This is a genomic window from Streptomyces sp. NPDC088747 (assembly GCF_044751025.1).
Taxonomy (GTDB): domain Bacteria; phylum Actinomycetota; class Actinomycetes; order Streptomycetales; family Streptomycetaceae; genus Streptomyces.
Genome location: NZ_JBIVKZ010000021.1, coordinates 22,418 through 39,115, shown reverse-complemented (window position 1 = coordinate 39,115; position 16,698 = coordinate 22,418). Strand labels below are relative to the sequence as shown.

Genomic DNA, 16,698 nt, shown 5'->3' with positions numbered 1-16,698 from the left:
ACCGGAAAGGTCTCCAGCACCGTGTCGTCCCCGCTCTCGCCCCGCACCGTCCGCAAGCGCGCCCGCAGTCTGGGGCGCGGTGACCGGATCTTCCTGACCGTCATCATCGGCATCCCCCTCGCCGCTCTCCTCTTCTTCGTCTGGCTGCCCGCACTGGCCTCGCTGGCGCTGTCCTTCACCACCTGGGACGGCATCGAACCGGCCGACATCCACTGGATCGGCCTGGCGAACTACCGGGAGATCCTCACCAACTACCCGCCGTTCTGGCCCGCGGTGCGGCACAACGTGATCTGGCTGCTGTTCACGGCCCTGCTGCCCACGCCGTTCGGCATCTTCCTCGCCTACCAACTGGACCGGAAGATCCGCTTCACCAGGATCTACCAGACCGCGATCTTCCTGCCGATGGTGCTCTCGCTGGCCGTCGTCGGCTTCATCTGGGAGATCATCTACAACCCCGACACCGGGCTCCTCAACGGCATACTGAACGCCGCCGGTTCCGGTCACCACATCGACTGGCTCGGCAACCCCGACCTCAACCTGTGGGCCGTACTGGTCGCTTCGGCCTGGCGGCACACCGGCTACATCATGATCCTCTACCTGGCCGGCCTGAAGGGCTTCGACCCCGCGCTCAAGGAAGCCGCCGCGCTCGACGGCGCCAACGGCCGCCAGACCTTCCTGCGCGTGGTCTTCCCGGCCCTCAAACCGGTCAACATCATCATCCTGGTCGTCACGGTCATGGAGTCCCTGCGGGCCTTCGACATCGTGTACGTCCTCGGCGGCGGCGTCGGCAGCAAACCCGGCATGGAACTGCTCTCCCTCCTCATCACCGACAACATCATCGGCGAGTCCAGCCACATCGGTTACGGATCCGCCCTCGCGGTCGTCCTGCTCCTGGTCTCCCTCGCGGCCATCGGAACCTTCCTCGTCCAGACCATCCGCAAGGAGGACCAGTGACCACGACCCTGCGGAGTCCGGCCTCCCCGACGCGGCCCCGGCGCCCACCGCACCCGGGCGACGGACCCTCCAGGCCCCGTCGCCAGACCGGCCGCCACCTGATGCTCGGCACCATCGCCCTGCTCTGGCTCGTCCCGCTCCTGTGGGCGGTGTACACATCGCTGCGCCCTTACTCGGACACCGCGAAGAACGGCTATCTCTCCTGGCCGCACAGTCTGAGCCTGGGCAACTTCACGGACGCCTGGGAACAGTCCGGGATGCCGCACTTCTTCTGGAACTCGGTCCTCATCACCGTCCCGGCTGTCCTGGGCACCCTGCTGTTCTCGGCCGCGGTCGCCTTCTTCGTCTCCCGCTTCGACTTCCGCTGGAACATCGTCCTGCTGATGCTGTTCACCGCGGGCAACCTGCTGCCGGCCCAGGTCCTCATCACCCCGCTCTACAAGCTGTACCTGCTGGTCCCGCTGCCGTACTGGATGACCGACTCGCTGCTCCTCTACAACTCGCTCTGGGGCATCGTCTTCATCCACATCGCCTACCAGTGCGGGTTCTGCACCTTCGTGCTCAGCAACTACATGAAGACCATCCCGAAGGAGATCTCCGAGGCGGCGCTCGTCGACGGCGCCCCCGTCTGGCGGCAGTTCTTCCAGATCATCCTGCCGCTGTGCCGGCCGGCCTTCGCGGCCCTCGCGACGCTGGAGTCGATCTGGATCTACAACGACTTCTTCTGGCCGCTCGCCCTGATCGAGACCGGCGACAAGCGCCCGATCACCTCCGCCCTGGCCAACCTCCAGGGCGCGTACTTCACCAACCCCAACCTGATCGCGGCCGGTGCGCTGATGACCGCGATCCCCACGCTGCTGGTGTACTTCGCGCTCCAGCGCCAGTTCATCAGCGGACTCACCATCGGCTCCGGCAAGGGCTGAACCGCCGGAACGCAGGGGCTTGAGCCGCCCCGTGTCCCAACCGTCCCGCTGACACCATCCCCTTACCTGGAGGTCCGACCCATGCGGTCATCCTCGTACTTCGCCCTGCCCGGAGCCCTCTCGCGCTCCGGCCGCCGTGCCACCAGAGCCGCACTCGTCGTCGCCCTCACCGCGGGTGTCGCGACGGCCGTCCCGGCGGCCCAGGCGGACACCCCGACCGCGGCCCCCGCCGCCACCAGCACCGCCCTGGCCGCCAAGCCCTACATGGGCTGGTCGAGTTGGAGCATGCAGTCGTCCAAGTACCCGGGCCTCAACCCGGACGGCGACTACAGCTACCTCACCGAGGCGAACGTCCTCAAGCAGGCGAAGGCCCTCTCCTCGAAGCTGAAGGCGTACGGCTACGACCACGTCAACATCGACGCCGGCTGGTGGATGGACAAGGACTGGAAGTCCGGGTTCGACCAGTACGGGCGGCAGAAGTCCGACCCGGTGCGCTTCCCCAGCGGCATGAAGTCGGTCGCCGACCGCATCCACGCCCTGGGTCTCAAGGCCGGCATCTACCTGCCGGTCGGTCTGGAGAAGGGTGCGTACAACGACGGCAAGACGCCGATCTGGAACGCCGACGGCTGCACCACGGCGGACATCGTCTACAGCGACCTGCGCACCACCAACGGCTGGGACAGCGCGTACAAGATCGACTTCTCGGACCCCTGCGCGCAGAAGTACATCGACTCCCAGGCACAGCAGTTCGCCGACTGGGGTTACGACTTCCTCAAGCTGGACGGCGTGGGCCCGGGTTCGTTCAAGTCCGGTGACAACTACAACAACGTCGCGGACGTCGCCGCCTGGCAGAAGGCCATCGCCACCGCCGGTCGCCCGGTCCACCTCGAACTGTCCTGGTCGCTCGACGTGAACTACGCCGCCGACTGGAAGAAGTACTCCAACGGCTGGCGCATCGACACCGACATCGAGTGCTACTGCAACACCCTGGTCACCTGGGAGAACTCGGTCGACGACCGATGGGACGACGCCCCGGCGTGGAGCAACAAGGCGGGCCCCGGCGGCTGGAACGACCTCGACGCCCTCGACGTCGGCAACGGCGAGATGGACGGCCTCACCAAGGCCGAGCGGCAGAGCTACATGACCCTGTGGGCCATCAGCAAGTCGCCTCTCTACACCGGTGACGACCTCACCAAGCTGGACAGCTACGGCGTCTCCCTGCTGACCAACAAGGAGGTCATCGCGGTCGACCAGAGTGCTTCGCCCGTCGCGCGGCCGGTCACCTCGGTCAACGACCAGCAGGTCTGGGGCACCAGGAACGCCGACGGCAGCTACACCGTCGCGCTGTTCAACCTGGGTGACTCGCCGGCCTCCGTCACCGCCGACTGGGCCTCCTTCGGCTTCACCGGCAACGCCTCCGTGCGCGACCTGTGGAACAGGTCGAACCTCGGAACCCACAAGAACAGGATCACCTCGACGCTGCCCGCGCACGGCTCGCGGCTGTTCACCGTCAAGCCCGGGGGAACGACGCTGGCGACGACGGCCTACGAGGCCGAGGACGCGGCCAACACCCTCTCCGGCAACGCCTCCGTCGCCGGATGCGACGCCTGCTCCGGCGGCAAGAAGGTGGGCAACCTCTACGGCGGCGGCAAGGTGACGTTCAACGACGTCACCGTGAAGAAGGACGGGATCTACACCGTCAGGGTCGCCTACGTCAGCGGCGACGCCCGCTCGGTGAACGTCTCCTCCAACAGCGGCAACGGCAGCGGCCAGAAGTTCCCCTCCACGGGCGACTGGAGCACCGCCGAGACCGTCAGCGTCCAACTGGCGCTGAAGGCGGGCACGAACACGATCACCTTCGACAGCGGCACCGGATACGCACCGGACATCGACAGGATCGTCGTACCGAAGTCCCTCTGAGACAGGCGCTGTTCCACTTCCCGCGGGGTCCGGTGAGACGACCCGGGCCCCGCGGGAACCGGCCGAAAACCCGCGGTCCGCCCCCCACGTACACGAGCCGGGCCGTAACGGCCCTTCCCTCCACCTCTCCACAGCCGTTCCCGCACGAGCCGTTCCCCCCGGATAGGGAGTGCACAACCGTGGACATCCAGCACACCGAATCCCGCGACGACAAGCCCAGCAGAAGGGGCTTTCTCGCCATCGCCGCCGCTGCCGGCGCGGCCACCGCACTGGGCGGGCTGCCCGCCTTCACCGCCTCGGCGGCGCCGCTGCGTCCCACCGAGTCGCCCCTGCTGTCCGAGGCCGCCGCCGCGAAGAACCAGTTGTGGTGGCAGGCGCCCGGATCCGCCGACTCGATGATCGAGCAGGGTCTTCCGGTCGGGAACGGGCGGCTCGGCGCGCTCGCGAGCAACGACCCCTCCAGCGAACTGCTGATGATCAGTGACGCCACCCTGTGGACCGGTGGCCTCAACGACAAGCTGGAGAGCGACGGCCAGTTCCCCTACGGCCGCGCCGACTTCGGCTCCTTGACCCTGCTGGCCCATCTCACCGTCGCGATCCCCGACCACGACCTGGGCAACGTCAACGACTACCGCCGCACGCTCGACCTGGCCCAGGGCCTGATCAGCACGTCGTACGAGATCTCCGGCGTCACCTACCGCCGCCAGGTCTTCGCCAGCCGACCCGACGACGCCATCGTCCTGCACTTCTCCCAGCACGGCGGCGGCGGTTACACCGGCACGGTGTCCCTCGCCGGCACCCACGGCGAGACCACCACCGCCAACAGCACGGGACGGTACGCGTCGTTCGGCGCCGCGTTCGCCAACGGCCTGAAGTACGGCGCCGCCATCACCGCGTACAGCGGGACCGGCCGGGTCCGCGTGGACGGTACGTCGATCTCCTTCAGCGGCTGCAAGGACCTCACGGTCGTGTTCAGCGGCGGTACCAACTACGCGCCCGACGCCGCCGCGAAGTACCGCGATCCCTCGGTGGACCCGCAGCGGCTGGCCAGGACCAAGGTCCTGAACGCGGCCCGTCACTCGGCGAGCACGCTGCTGCACACCCATGTCGCCGACTTCCGCCCCCTGTTCGGGCAGTTGGACATCGACCTCGGTACGTCGTCCGCCGCGCAGCGCGAGCTCGACACCTGGGAGCGGGTGCGGGCGCGTTACCGCGACGACGTCCCTGACCCGGAACTGGAGGCCGCATACCTCCAGTTCAGCCGCTACCTGATGATCTCCGGATCACGCGGCAGCCTTCCGATGGGCCTCCAGGGCCCGTGGCTGGACGGCAACGACCCGGACTGGATGGCGGACTACCACACTGACATCAACATCCAGATGAACTACTGGATGGCCGACCGGGCAGGCCTGTCCGAGTGTTTCGACGCCTATACGGACTACTGCGTCACGCAGCTGCCCGACTGGACGGACGTCACGCAGCGGCTGTTCAACGACCCCGCCAACAGGTTCCGCAACTCCACCGGCAAGGTCGCCGGCTGGGGCGTCGCCTTCTCCACCAACCCCTATGGCGGAAGCGGCTGGTGGTGGCACCCGGCCGGCAACGCCTGGCTCTGCCAGAACCTGTTCGAGCACTACGAGTACACCCAGGACCGTGCCTACCTCAAGAAGATCTACCCCCTGCTCAAGGGAGCCGTCGAGTTCTGGGAGGCCCGCCTCGTCACCACGACCGTCACCGACGCGTCCGGGGCCGAGCGCGAGGTCCTGGTCGACGACAGCGACTGGTCGCCCGAGCACGGCCCGCAGGACGCCAAGGGCCTCACCTACGCCCAGGAACTGGTGTGGGGCCTCTTCGGGAACTTCCACACCGCCTCCGAGTCGCTGGGCAGGGACGCCGCCTACCGGAAGACCGTCGACGGTCTGCGCGAGCGCCTCTACCTTCCCGTCGTCAGCCCCACCACCGGCTGGCTGGAGGAGTGGATGTCGCCCGACAACCTCGGCGAGACCACGCACCGGCACCTTTCCCCGCTCATCAACCTGTTCCCCGGCGACCGGATCCGCCCCGACGACTCCACGCCGAAGGACATCCTGGACGGCGCCACCGCCCTGCTCACCGCGCGCGGCATGAACAGCTTCGGCTGGGCGAACGCCTGGCGCGGTCTGTGCTGGGCGCGGCTGAAGAACGCCGACAAGGCGTACCAGTTGATCGTCACCAACCTCAAGCCGTCGGTGGACGGCGGCAACGGCAGCGCGATGAACCTCTTCGACATCTACGAGGTCGAGAAAGGCCGGGGCATCTTCCAGATCGAGGCCAACTTCGGCACCGCCGCGGCGGTCATCGAGATGCTCCTCTACTCGCGCCCGGGACACATCGAGCCGCTGCCCGCGCTGCCCGCGGCCTGGGCGGCGTCGGGATCGGTGTCCGGCGTCGGTGTCCGCGGCGGCTTCGTGGCCGACCTCAGCTGGAAGAACGGCAAGGTCACACGGCTGAAGCTGCGGAGCGTCGGCGGCCGTGCCACGACCGTGGTCGCGGGGGGCACTTCGCGCCGGATCAGCCTCAAGTCCGGTGAGTCCGTCACGCTGCGGAACCTGGGATGAGGGCCACGTCCTACCGGCGCCTGGCCGTGGGCGCCGTCGCGGCGCTGGTCATGGCGGTCTGCGGACCTCTGACCTCCGCGTCGGCGGCACAGCGGGTGTCCGTGCCGCACGCCACCGCGACTCCGGCCGCCGCGGAGGGCAGGCACTCCGTGGTCACCTGGGGGGCGAGCGCCGACCGGCAGAGCGAGGGGCCGGCCGACCGCAGTTACCGGCTGATCGTGCGCACCAGCGTCGGCGGCACGAACCTGCGGATACGGCTGTCCAACGCCTTCGGCGAGAACCCGGTGACCTTCGAGAACGCGTACGCGGGGATCCAGAAGGAGGGTGCGGAGCTGGTCCGCGGATCCAACCGGCAGTTGTCCTTCGGCGGCTCCCGGTCGGTCACCGTCCCGGCCGGTGCGACCGTGCTCAGCGATCCGCTGCCGGGGAGGCTGGCCGCCCAGGCGAACCTGGTCATCAGCCTGTACGTGACCGGTGCCAAGGGGCCGACGACCGGTCACGGCATGGCGATGCGGACGAACTACGCCACCGCGGGCGACCACGCGGCGGAGGAGGGCGCCGCCAACTGGACCGACCCGATGGGCTCCTGGTACTGGCTGGACGCCGTCGACGTGGAGACCTCCGCGTCCGTCGGCGCACTGGTGGCACTCGGCGACTCCATCACCGACGGCTGGCAGTCCAGCACCGACCTGAACCGGCGCTGGCCCGACTACCTCTCCCGCCGGCTCCAGGCGGCGGACACCCCCGTCAAGGGCGTCGCCAACGAGGGGATATCCGGGAACAAGGTGCTGGCGGACGGCGCCGGGCAGAGCGCGCTGAACCGGCTGCACCGCGATGTGCTCTCCCAGCCCGGCGTCCGCACGGTCTTCCTGTTCGAGGGCGTCAACGACATCAAGGCCCATTCGGGCGTCACCGCCCAGGACATGATCGACGGCTATCGGAAGATCATCGGTCAGGCCCATGCGGCGGGCAGGTGTGTCGTCGGTTCCACCATCGGCCCTTTCAAGGGCTGGTCGGAGTGGGACGCGGCGGCGGAGTCCGTACGACTGGAGGTCAACCAGTTCGTCAGGAACAGCGGCGAGCTGGATGCCGTCACCGACTTCGACAGGATCCTTCGCAGCCCCTACGACCACGAGAGGATCTCGCCGTTCTTCGACAACGGCGATCACCTGCACCCCAATGACAAGGGGATGGCGGCGATGGCCGACGCGGTCGACCTCGGGAGCCTGACCTCGTGCTGAGCTGAGGCCAGGCTCCGCGGACGGCGCGGTCAGGGGTAGGAGACCACCGTGGAGGGCACGGTGGTGGTTCCCGAGGTCGGCGAACCCGTGTCGTTGATGACGCGCTCGTACTGCCCCTGGCCGCCCAGCGAGACGACGAGCAGATTGTGGAACTTCACGCCCGGCGTGTTCGGCGCCGCGAATCCGTGGTGCTGGAGGATCGACGGATTCACGTTGTAGTAGCAGTAGCTGCCCAGGCCCCAACCCTCGTGCGTGGTCACGGAGTCGGCGACCTTGTAGGCCGCGAACCCCTTGATCGAGCCGTTCTGGATGGCGGCCTGGTTCGGAGCGTCGTACGCCTTCTCGTTCTGGAAGAAGATGGTGCGGCCGCCCTGGCCGTACCACTGGACGTCGTACTTGTTGAAGTGCTCGACGAACAGCCCGGTGGCCAGCACGTCGTTGCCGTTGACGCGGACGCCGTAGTCGGCCCGGTTGGTCTCCCAGCCGACTCCGGCACCGTGGTCGGCGCGCCAGACCCAGGTGTGGTCGATGATCGTGTTGCGGCTGTTGATCACCATGCTGGTGGTGGCCTTGCCTGCGCCCGCGCCGCCGATCCGGATGAAGACGTCCTGCACGGTGGTCGGGTTGACGGAGTGGTTCGCCGAGGCTCCCGTGGGCCCGACCTCCAGCAGGGTGGCCGAGTTGACGGGCCCCGCGTCGATGAGGAAACCCGCCAGGCGTACCCCGTCTACGTCGGCGACCTTGAGCGCGGTGACGCCGTTGTCCGGGATCAGCGTGGCGTAACCGAGCCCGAGGACCACGGTGTTGGCGCGGTTGACCTGGATCGGCCGGTCGAGGTGGTAGATCCCCGGCGTCAGGATGAGGTGGAGGCCCTGGGTGAGCGCCTCGTTGAGAGTGGCGGCGGAGACGCCGGGCCTGGCCACGTAGAACTGGGTCAGGGGGAGTGACGTACCGCGGGGGGTACCGCTGCCCCAGGTGGTGCCGCGCGCGTTGACGCGCTTCTCCGGCAGGAAGACGCGGTACTCGCTGCCGTTGAGGTACAGGAACGGCTTCTCGCGGGAGATCGGTGTGGTGGCGAGCGTGGTGTACGGCGGGTTCGGGAAGCTCTGCGCGGGGGCGCCCTCGACGCCCGAGAACACCATGTTCCAGACCGCGTTGAGCCAGCCGCCCACGAAGCTGTCGCGGGTGTACCACTGCTGCTGCGAGTACGGCCCGACCGAGCCGTCGATCCGGCTGTCGGCGATGTAACCGCCGCTGGCCCAGCCGTACCCGTTGGGGGAGAGGTTGAGACCGCCTCTGACGTGCATACGACGGAAGGGCGCGGCCTGGGCGACGGCCCAGCGGTTGGTGCCGTTGACCGGGACGATCGCGAGGTTCTCCGCCGAACGCCAGAAGTTCTGCGTGGCGTTGCCCGCGAACCAGCCCGCGTCGACGGTGATGTCGCCGTTGATCGTCGTGTTGTCCGGGGACAGACCGAGGCCCGAGATCGAGGTGTAGAAACCGAGTTGGGCGTTGAGTCCGTTGTAGGTACCCGGCTTGAAGAGGAACTGGTAGCGGCCCGTGCCGAACTGGGCCGACTCCTGCTGCCGGAACACCTCGTCCAGTCTGGCCTGGATGCCCGGGGTCGAGGGGTCGAAGACGATGACGTTCGGGCCGAGGTCGCCGCCGCCCGGCAGGGCCAGCGGCTTGGCGGGTGCGGCGTCGGCCGACGAGGCGGACAGGCCGGCCAGAGCGGGTGCGGCCGCGGCGGCGGCCATGGCTCCGAGAACGGACCTGCGAGCGGGGGACCGGCCGGAGTCCGGGGAATCTGTGAAGGCAGAGGGCATGGGGGGCAACTCTCCTGGTTCAGGAAGTGAACGATGGAAGGTGCGGGGAGCGCTCTCTTGCCGATGCATGCTTCATCCGTGTGAACCAGGCGTCAAGAGTTGTGACCGGAGTCCCGAATGTTGTTGCTTAATGAATCGTCAACTGGGCGGTATTGTGCGGGATTTCATGCCTGTTTGGGTTCAGGCGATCCTCCCGCCGGACGTCGATCGCATTCAAGAGGTGCGCGAATGACGGGCTTCGTCCAGCCCTCGGGGCCGCCGCCGACGCCCATTCCTCGGTCCGGCACGCCATGCCAGAGAGCGCTCTACAGCGGCGAAACGCCGGGCCGTTAGGGTCGGGGAGGACTGGACGGGGCTCCCACGAGGGAAAATGTGGCTCAGGAGCCCGGTGATGACGGAGAGGCCGGCGGGATGTGCGAGCCGGCGACAGAGAGGCGGACGCATGACGGACCCGATCACCGTGGGCGTGGACGGATCGGACGAGAGCCGGGCCGCCGTGGCGTGGGCGGCCAGGGAAGCCGTCCGGCGCGGACTGCCCCTGCGGATCGTGTACGCCTGGCACGGTCCGTCGGAGGCCGTCGGCGGACCGGACGCCGCGGAACAGGAGAACTGGGCGCAGGCCCTGCCGCTGGCGTCCGCGCGCTCGGCGACCGAGCAGCACGCGGACCTGTCCGTCTCCGCCGAGGTCCTGGACGGCGGCCCCGTCGATTCACTGGTCGCCGCGACGGCCGACGCCGAGGCGCTGGTCCTCGGTTCGCGCGGACACGGAGCGATCGTCGGTTTTCTGATCGGCTCGGTGGGACAGCAGGTGATCGCCGAGGCGGCCGGTCCGGTGGTGCTGGTCCGCGCCGATGACCGTCCCGAGTCCGAGGCGGCCGGCCGCGAGATCGTCGTCGGACAGCAGGGCGCCCCGGACGACAGCGCCGCCGGTCTCCGGTTCGCGTTCGAGACGGCTGCGGCCCGTGGCGCCTCCGTACGGGTCGTCCGCGCGTGGAGCCTGCCGCCGGTGTTCGCCTACAGCCCCGGCTCGCTGAAGCTGCTCGACGAGGCCGGGGGCATGGAGCCGGCGGAGAAGAAGGCTCTCGCCGAGGCGGTTGAGCCCTGGCGCGAGCGGTTCCCCGAGGTGCCCGTGACGGAGTACGTCGAGATGGGCAGCGCCGGACAGGTGCTGCTCTCGCTGGCCGGGCGAACCCAGTTGATGGTGGTCCAGCGCCGCGCCGAGCGTTCTGCGGTGGGGTCGCGGATCGGCTCGGTGGCCCATGCCGTGATGCACCACGCGCCCTGCCCGGTGGCGGTGGTCCCGCACTCCTGACCGCGTTTCTGACCGCACCCCGGACCGGGCCGACCGGGACCTGCTGTTTTCCGACAACCGACGCTTCCTGCCGGTGACGTCCCCACCATCGCCTTCGGCACGTTCAAGTCCCGTAAGCAGCGGCCGTGTCGGGGTCCGTCCGCAGTGGTTCTGGCGTGAAGTATTGACGGCAACATGCCAGTCCGGTTGACTCGCCGCCCAGCGCCGGAACCGGTTCCGGTACCGGTGTCGGACCTGGGCGCGAAGGCGCGATCCCCGTGTTCCGGGAGGCAGTCATGGCTGTGACCATCGCGGATGTGGCCCATGCGGCCGGCGTGAGCAAGACGACCGTCTCCCGGGTGCTCAACACCCGGGGCGAGGTCGACGCGTCGACGGCCGCCCGGGTCCGCGAGGTCATCAACCGCATGGGCTACGTGCCCAGTTCGGGCGCGGTCGGCCTGGCCCGGGGCAACAGCAGGACCGTCGGCATGCTGGTGCCCTCGCTGACCTGGCCGTGGATGGGCGAGGTGCTCCAGGGCGTCGTGGACACCGTGGAGGCCGCCGACTTCGGCCTGCTGCTGTTCACCTGCAACCGGGGCACCGAGTCCGTCACGCGCTTCACCAGTCAGGTGTCGGCGCGTGCCTTCGACGGGCTGCTCGTGGTGGAGCCGGAGAACACCCTCGACATGCTCACGGCGCTGCACCGCGAGGGCCTGCCCGTCGTCCTCATCGACGACCGCGGGCACCATCCCGAGTTCCCGTCCGTCACGGCCACCAACTTCGAGGGCGGGGCCTCGGCCGCCCGCCACCTGCTGGCGGACGGCCGCCGCAGACCGCTGGTGCTCACCGGGCCCGCGCGGTTCGGCTGCGTACGCGACCGGCTCGCCGGGTTCCGCGCCACCTGCGGCGAGCACGGTGTCGAGGTCGACCTGGTCGTCGAGGGCGACTTCACCGAGACCGACGGACGCCGGGTCGTGCGCCGACTGCTCGCCGCGGGGCGGGAGTTCGACGCGGTCTTCGCGCACAACGACCTCGCGGCGGTCGGCGTCATGGGAGCCCTGCGGGACGCAGGGCTCCGCGTGCCGGAGGACGTCGCCGTGATCGGCTTCGACGACATCCCGATGGCCCCGCACACCGAGCCCTCCCTCAGCACGGTCCGTCAGCCCATGCGGGAGATGGGGGAGACGGCCGCACGCATGCTCCTCGCCCGCCTGGCGGGCGAGGAGATCCCGACCGCTCCCGTCGTCCTCCCCACGGAAATGATCACGCGCAGGTCGGCGCCGGCAGCCTAGCCACCGCCGAACCGCCGGGCGGAGACCACCGGCCGCACCGGAGCACGCTCACGTCCGAGTTCCCCGGCACCACAGGACGTCGGCCTGACGCACCACCGCACACCCGCACGGAGCACTGGCACCCCCAACTCCCTTAGGAGAGCCGCATGCCATCCCGTACCCCCCGCACGTTCATGACCGCACTGGCCACCCTGTCCGCGCTGTCCCTGCTGGCGGCGGGCCAGGCCTTCGCCGGCCCGGCGGCGGAATCCGTCGCGGCCGTCGCGGCCGTGGCGGCCTGGGACGCCGACCAGGCCGCTGCCGCCTACACCCTGAACCCCGCGTCGGTCACCGCCTCGGGAAGCGAGAACGCCGGCACCGCCCCGGGTCTCGCCTTCGACAACAACGCCTCAACCCGCTGGTCCAGCCCGTTCGCCGACGACGCCTGGATCCGCGTCGACCTCGGAGCCACCCTCCGCATCGACCGCGTCGTCCTGGACTGGGAGGCGGCCTACGGCAAGAGGTACGTCCTGGAGGTGTCCAGGAACGGCACCGACTGGACCCCCTTCTACACCGAGACCGCGGGCACCGGAGGATCGGTCACGGCGCACACCTACCCGCAGGAGACCACCGGCCGCTACGTACGGCTGCGTGGCGTCGAACGCGCCACTCCCTATGGGTACTCGCTGTTCGCCTTCAAGGTCTACGGCGGCGTGCCCGCCCCGGCCTCCACGACCCGCACGAACCTCGCCCTCAACCACCCCGCCTACTCCAACCTCTACCAGCACGCGGGCAACTCACCCGCCTTCGTCACCGACGGCGGCTGGCCCGCCGACCTGAAGGCCGACCAGAGCCGCTGGGCCAGCGACTGGAACGCCAACCGCTGGGTCTCCGTCGACCTGGGCGCCACCTCGACCATCAGCTCCGTCGACCTGTACTGGGAGGCGGCCTACGCGGTCGACTACCAGCTCCAGGTCTCCGACGACAACGCGAACTGGCGCACTGTGTACCAGCCGTCAGCCGCGGAGGTCGCCGCCCGCCGGGCCGACGTCAAGTCCCCGGGGGACGCGGTGGGCCGCCGCGACACGGTCACGCTTCCGCAGCCCGCGACCGGACGCTATGTGCGGATGCTCGGCAAGGAGCGCCGCTCCTTCTACAACCCGGCACCCGCGACCGCCCAGTTCGGCTACTCCCTCTACGAGTTCCAGGTCTGGGGCACCGGAGGCAGCGCCTCGGCCGCCTACCCCGCCCTGCCCGGGGAGCAGCCGGGCACCTACCAGACCGCGTTCTTCGACGACTTCACCACGGCGAGCCTGGACCGCTCCAAGTGGCGGGTCGTGCGCACCGGTTACGAGATGGGCCCGGTCAACGGCGAGTCCCAGGCCTACGTCGACTCCCCGAACAACATCGCCACCCAGAACGGCAGCCTCCTGCTGAAGTCGAGGTACTGCAACGACTGCACGTCGACGCCGGCCGGGACCTTCGACTTCACCTCCGGGCGCGTCGACACCAACACCAAGTTCGACTTCACGTACGGCAGGGTCAGCGCCCGCATCAGGATGCCGGTCGGTGACGGCTTCTGGCCCGCCTTCTGGCTGCTCGGCAGCAACGTCGACGACCCGAACGTCTCGTGGCCCGCGTCCGGCGAGACCGACATCCTGGAGAACATCGGCTACGCGGACTGGACCAGCACCGCGCTGCACGGACCGGGTTACTCCGCCGACGGCAACATCGGCGCCCGCCAGACCTATCCCAACGGCGGCCGTGCCGACCAGTGGCACAACTACGCGGTGGAGTGGACGCCGACAGGCATGCGCTTCTACGTCGACGACGTGCTCGTCCAGGAGACGACCCGCAACAAGCTGGAGTCGACCCGTGGCCAGTGGGTCTTCGGCCACAACCAGTACGTCATCCTCAACCTCGCCCTGGGCGGCGCCTACCCGGCGGGCTGGAACCAGGTCACCACGCCGTACTGGGGCCTGCCGCAGTCGAGCGTGGACAAGGTCGCGGCCGGGGGAGTGCAGGCCGAGATCGACTGGGTGCGCGTCGAGCAGAAGAGGTGACCCCGCCCGCCGCTGACCGGGCCCCTTGACGAACGGTTGGTCCAGTCCTACCTTCCTGGTCAACCGTTCAAAGACAGGACCGTTGTTCACTCACGTGAACGACGGTACCCCCCACTCAAGGAGCCCGGATGCTCACACGTCTTCGAACACTCGGTGTGGCCGGCGCGGTGTGCACCTCGTCGCTGCTGGCCGCACCCGGCGCCTTCGCGGAAGTGGAACCCGGCGGCTGGACATCGGTCTCGCCCACGTACACGGTCCAGGAGCGGGGGTGCGGTCAGGTCGACGGCCTGACGTTCACGCTCACCTGCTCCACCGCGAGCGGGGACCAGCGGGCCGAACGCCGGTACGCCACGTACACCGGCGGAACCCGGCAGTTCGAGGGCTACTTCAGGGTCGCGAGCCTCAGCGGCACCCGGATCAGCCTCAAGCAGACCTTCAACGAGTCGGCGGCCGGACCGTACTTCATGCTCGCGGTCGAGCGCGGCGGCCGGCTCTACGCCGTCCACGGAGGCACCACGCTCTCCAACGCGGGCACCGTCGGAGCGACCGTCCGCGTCAACACGGTCCACCAGGTGGGCACTTCGCACCGCACCTACATCAACGGCTCGCTCCAGCACACCTACGCCAGCCCCTCCGGAAGCTTCTACGACAAGTTCGGCGCCTACCGCACCAGCAGCGGGGCGGGACCGGCGACCGTCGTGTGGAGCAACGTCAAGTTCTGGCGCAAGTAGCGGCTTCCGCATGCGGATACCCGTACACGTCGCGGTGCCGGCAGTACTCCTGCTGGCACTGTCGGCCTGCTCCGTGCCGCAGCGGGCGGGCGACGAACCCGGACTGCGCGCCTCTCTCACCACTCCCACGGACATCGATCTGAGCTGGCGGGAGGAAGAGCCACAACCGGCTGGTCACGGCCTGGAGTTCGCCACCGAGGAGTCGGGTCCATGGACCGTCCTCCAGTACCTGCCGGCCGGCGTGCGGACCTACCGGCACCCCGATCTCATGCCGCACACGACCTTCTTCTACCGCCTCCGCGCCTTCGACGGCCCCGTCTCGGCTCCCCTGACCGTCGCCCTGCCGCAGGGCGGGATGACGAAAGCGGACGAGGACTCCAGTCACACCTGGCTCCCCGCCCGCAAGGACCCGGGACGCGTCGTCCCGGGCCGCCCCCTCGCCGGGTCCGGTGCGGGAGCGCCCACCGGATTCAAGGCCGTGGTCAAGCATGCGAACGGCATCCTGTTCACCTGGACCGACCACGCCTCCGACGAAGCGGGCTTCCTCCTGGAGGCCCGTACCCGGGGAGGTTCCGAGTACGAGCCCCTCGTGGTCCTCGATCCCGACGTCAACTCCACGGGACTGATCACCCTGCCCACCGAGAAGGAGGCCTCCTACCGCGTCCGCGCCTTCCGCCACGGGGAGCTGTCGAACGTGGTCCGGCTGACCACCGGTGAGTGACTCCTACGCGTTGTCGGCCCTGGACATCCGCAGCGCGAGATCCTGGAGCAGGTCGGCCGTCTTGACGTCGGTGCGTCCGGAGTCGTGGACGTCGGCGAGTTCGGAGAAGAGGAACGCGAAGGCGCCCACCAGCGAGATGGTGGCGGGCAGGTAGGCGTCGGCGACGGCCTGCCCGGCCTCGGCGGGCCCGGCGTCGGAGGGCACTTCGACCCTGGGGAAAACTTCCGTCACGAGCGCGCCGAGCTGGGTCTCGGTCGACTCGACCTCGGCATCGTCATCGGACTGCGCGATCCTGCGGACCATCGCGTTGGTCTCGGTGAGGACGCCGATGGCTCGCAGGATGATCTCCGTCTGTTCCATGCCGTGAGCCTAGACGGGGGATCCCCGACTGTGGGTTCTGTGGTGAGGTCGTGATGGTAGACAGTGGGCGTGAACAACCCTTTCCACTCCCGCCCGGACCGCGTCCGATGACCGCCGGCATCGACACTCCCGACCGCCGGGGCCGCACCGGACTCGACCGCACCGGCCGCGACCTGACCGGCAACCCCAGGGTGAAGATCCGGGACGTGACACTCCTGTCCAGCCATTGGTACGTGACCCGCACCACGACCTTCGACCTCCAGCACGCCGACGGCACCTGGAGCACCCAGGAGCGCGAGACGCACGACCGGGGCAACGGCGCCACCCTCCTGCTCTACGACACCGAGCGCGAAACCGTCCTGCTGACCAGGCAGTTCCGCTACCCCGTCTACGTCAACGGCCACCCCGACGGGATGCTGGTGGAGACCCCGGGCGGGGTGCTCGACGAGGAGGACGAGCGCCCCGAGGTCGCCGTACGCCGCGAGGTCATCGAGGAGACCGGGCACACCGTCGGCGAGGTCCAGCACGTCTTCGACGTCTACATGAGTCCGGGGTCGGTCACCGAGCGGGTCAGCTTCTACGCCGCCTCCTACGGCCCCTCGACCCGTACGCACGAAAGCGGTGGTCTCGACGAGGAGGGCGAGGACATCGAGATCGTCGAACTGCCCTTCCGGCGGGCCCTGGAGATGATCCGTACCGGCGAGATCGCCGACGCGAAGACCATCATGCTGTTGCAGTGGGCGGCTCTCGAAGGCCCCTTCAAGGGCCCCGCGGCGTGAGACGACGGGCCTTAGGCTCCG

13 protein-coding genes are annotated in these 16,698 nt (G+C 69.1%); 11 read left to right on the top strand and 2 right to left on the bottom strand.

All coding sequences use genetic code 11. The features are described from left to right. Positions 1-21: 21 nt before the first annotated feature. The 5 genes from ACIP79_RS36105 to ACIP79_RS36085 all read left to right on the top strand — a co-directional run bounded on the left by ACIP79_RS36105 (position 22) and on the right by ACIP79_RS36085 (position 7,635). A complete protein-coding gene (locus ACIP79_RS36105) occupies positions 22-954 on the top strand; it encodes a carbohydrate ABC transporter permease (protein ID WP_401230515.1) in 933 nt (310 codons plus the stop codon). An 8-nt stretch (positions 955-962) separates the two neighbouring features. Further along, positions 963-1,877, top strand: coding sequence for a carbohydrate ABC transporter permease (locus ACIP79_RS36100; RefSeq protein ID WP_401230837.1), 915 nt, complete (start codon positions 963-965; stop codon positions 1,875-1,877). A gap of 81 nt (positions 1,878-1,958) precedes the next feature. Continuing rightward, positions 1,959-3,797 (top strand): alpha-galactosidase D, encoded by a 1,839-nt coding sequence (locus ACIP79_RS36095; protein ID WP_401230512.1) that lies wholly within the window; start codon positions 1,959-1,961, stop codon positions 3,795-3,797. A 179-nt stretch (positions 3,798-3,976) separates the two neighbouring features. After that, positions 3,977-6,394: a glycosyl hydrolase family 95 catalytic domain-containing protein gene (locus tag ACIP79_RS36090; RefSeq protein ID WP_401230509.1), complete on the top strand. Its 2,418-nt coding sequence runs from the start codon at positions 3,977-3,979 to the stop codon at positions 6,392-6,394. Continuing rightward, the gene (locus tag ACIP79_RS36085) at positions 6,391-7,635 is read left to right on the top strand and encodes an SGNH/GDSL hydrolase family protein (RefSeq protein WP_401230507.1); all 1,245 of its coding nucleotides are present in this window, start codon (positions 6,391-6,393) and stop codon (positions 7,633-7,635) included. The genes ACIP79_RS36090 and ACIP79_RS36085 overlap by 4 nt, the downstream gene beginning before the upstream one ends. Positions 7,636-7,664: 29 nt before the next feature. Here the strand turns inward: ACIP79_RS36085 and ACIP79_RS36080 are convergent, their stop codons facing one another. Beyond that, on the bottom strand, positions 7,665-9,461 hold the full coding sequence (locus ACIP79_RS36080; protein ID WP_401230504.1) for a coagulation factor 5/8 type domain-containing protein: 1,797 nt from the start codon (positions 9,459-9,461) through the stop codon (positions 7,665-7,667). Positions 9,462-9,903: 442 nt separating this feature from the next. Here ACIP79_RS36080 and ACIP79_RS36075 point away from each other — a divergent pair, with 442 nt between their 5' ends. The 5 genes from ACIP79_RS36075 to ACIP79_RS36055 all read left to right on the top strand — a co-directional run bounded on the left by ACIP79_RS36075 (position 9,904) and on the right by ACIP79_RS36055 (position 15,538). After that, positions 9,904-10,773, top strand: coding sequence for a universal stress protein (locus tag ACIP79_RS36075; RefSeq protein ID WP_401230501.1), 870 nt, complete (start codon positions 9,904-9,906; stop codon positions 10,771-10,773). A gap of 275 nt (positions 10,774-11,048) precedes the next feature. Further along, positions 11,049-12,044: a LacI family DNA-binding transcriptional regulator gene (locus ACIP79_RS36070; RefSeq protein WP_401230499.1), complete on the top strand. Its 996-nt coding sequence runs from the start codon at positions 11,049-11,051 to the stop codon at positions 12,042-12,044. Between the two features lie 146 nt (positions 12,045-12,190). Beyond that, positions 12,191-14,086, top strand: coding sequence for a discoidin domain-containing protein (locus tag ACIP79_RS36065; protein ID WP_401230496.1), 1,896 nt, complete (start codon positions 12,191-12,193; stop codon positions 14,084-14,086). A gap of 128 nt (positions 14,087-14,214) precedes the next feature. Next, positions 14,215-14,817 carry a hypothetical protein gene (locus ACIP79_RS36060; protein ID WP_401230493.1) on the top strand — a complete coding sequence of 201 codons (603 nt, stop codon included), beginning with the start codon at positions 14,215-14,217 and terminating at the stop codon, positions 14,815-14,817. A gap of 10 nt (positions 14,818-14,827) precedes the next feature. Next, positions 14,828-15,538 carry a fibronectin type III domain-containing protein gene (locus tag ACIP79_RS36055; protein ID WP_401230491.1) on the top strand — a complete coding sequence of 237 codons (711 nt, stop codon included), beginning with the start codon at positions 14,828-14,830 and terminating at the stop codon, positions 15,536-15,538. A gap of 3 nt (positions 15,539-15,541) precedes the next feature. Here the strand turns inward: ACIP79_RS36055 and ACIP79_RS36050 are convergent, their stop codons facing one another. Beyond that, the gene (locus ACIP79_RS36050; protein ID WP_401230488.1) at positions 15,542-15,898 is read right to left on the bottom strand and encodes a hypothetical protein; all 357 of its coding nucleotides are present in this window, start codon (positions 15,896-15,898) and stop codon (positions 15,542-15,544) included. A 107-nt stretch (positions 15,899-16,005) separates the two neighbouring features. Here ACIP79_RS36050 and ACIP79_RS36045 point away from each other — a divergent pair, with 107 nt between their 5' ends. Further along, positions 16,006-16,677 carry an NUDIX domain-containing protein gene (locus ACIP79_RS36045; protein WP_401230485.1) on the top strand — a complete coding sequence of 224 codons (672 nt, stop codon included), beginning with the start codon at positions 16,006-16,008 and terminating at the stop codon, positions 16,675-16,677. The last annotated feature ends 21 nt before the right edge of the window (positions 16,678-16,698 follow it).

What these genes read in the sequence shown, in the direction of transcription:
- ACIP79_RS36050 (WP_401230488.1), bottom strand. Translation starts at nt 15,898, where the DNA reads ATGGAACAGACGGAGATCATCCTGCGAGCCATCGGCGTCCTCACCGAG.
- ACIP79_RS36070 (WP_401230499.1), top strand. Translation starts at nt 11,049, where the DNA reads ATGGCTGTGACCATCGCGGATGTGGCCCATGCGGCCGGCGTGAGCAAG.
- ACIP79_RS36045 (WP_401230485.1), top strand. Translation starts at nt 16,006, where the DNA reads ATGACCGCCGGCATCGACACTCCCGACCGCCGGGGCCGCACCGGACTC.
- ACIP79_RS36060 (WP_401230493.1), top strand. Translation starts at nt 14,215, where the DNA reads ATGCTCACACGTCTTCGAACACTCGGTGTGGCCGGCGCGGTGTGCACC.
- ACIP79_RS36075 (WP_401230501.1), top strand. Translation starts at nt 9,904, where the DNA reads ATGACGGACCCGATCACCGTGGGCGTGGACGGATCGGACGAGAGCCGG.
- ACIP79_RS36065 (WP_401230496.1), top strand. Translation starts at nt 12,191, where the DNA reads ATGCCATCCCGTACCCCCCGCACGTTCATGACCGCACTGGCCACCCTG.
- ACIP79_RS36095 (WP_401230512.1), top strand. Translation starts at nt 1,959, where the DNA reads ATGCGGTCATCCTCGTACTTCGCCCTGCCCGGAGCCCTCTCGCGCTCC.
- ACIP79_RS36085 (WP_401230507.1), top strand. Translation starts at nt 6,391, where the DNA reads ATGAGGGCCACGTCCTACCGGCGCCTGGCCGTGGGCGCCGTCGCGGCG.
- ACIP79_RS36055 (WP_401230491.1), top strand. Translation starts at nt 14,828, where the DNA reads ATGCGGATACCCGTACACGTCGCGGTGCCGGCAGTACTCCTGCTGGCA.
- ACIP79_RS36080 (WP_401230504.1), bottom strand. Translation starts at nt 9,461, where the DNA reads ATGCCCTCTGCCTTCACAGATTCCCCGGACTCCGGCCGGTCCCCCGCT.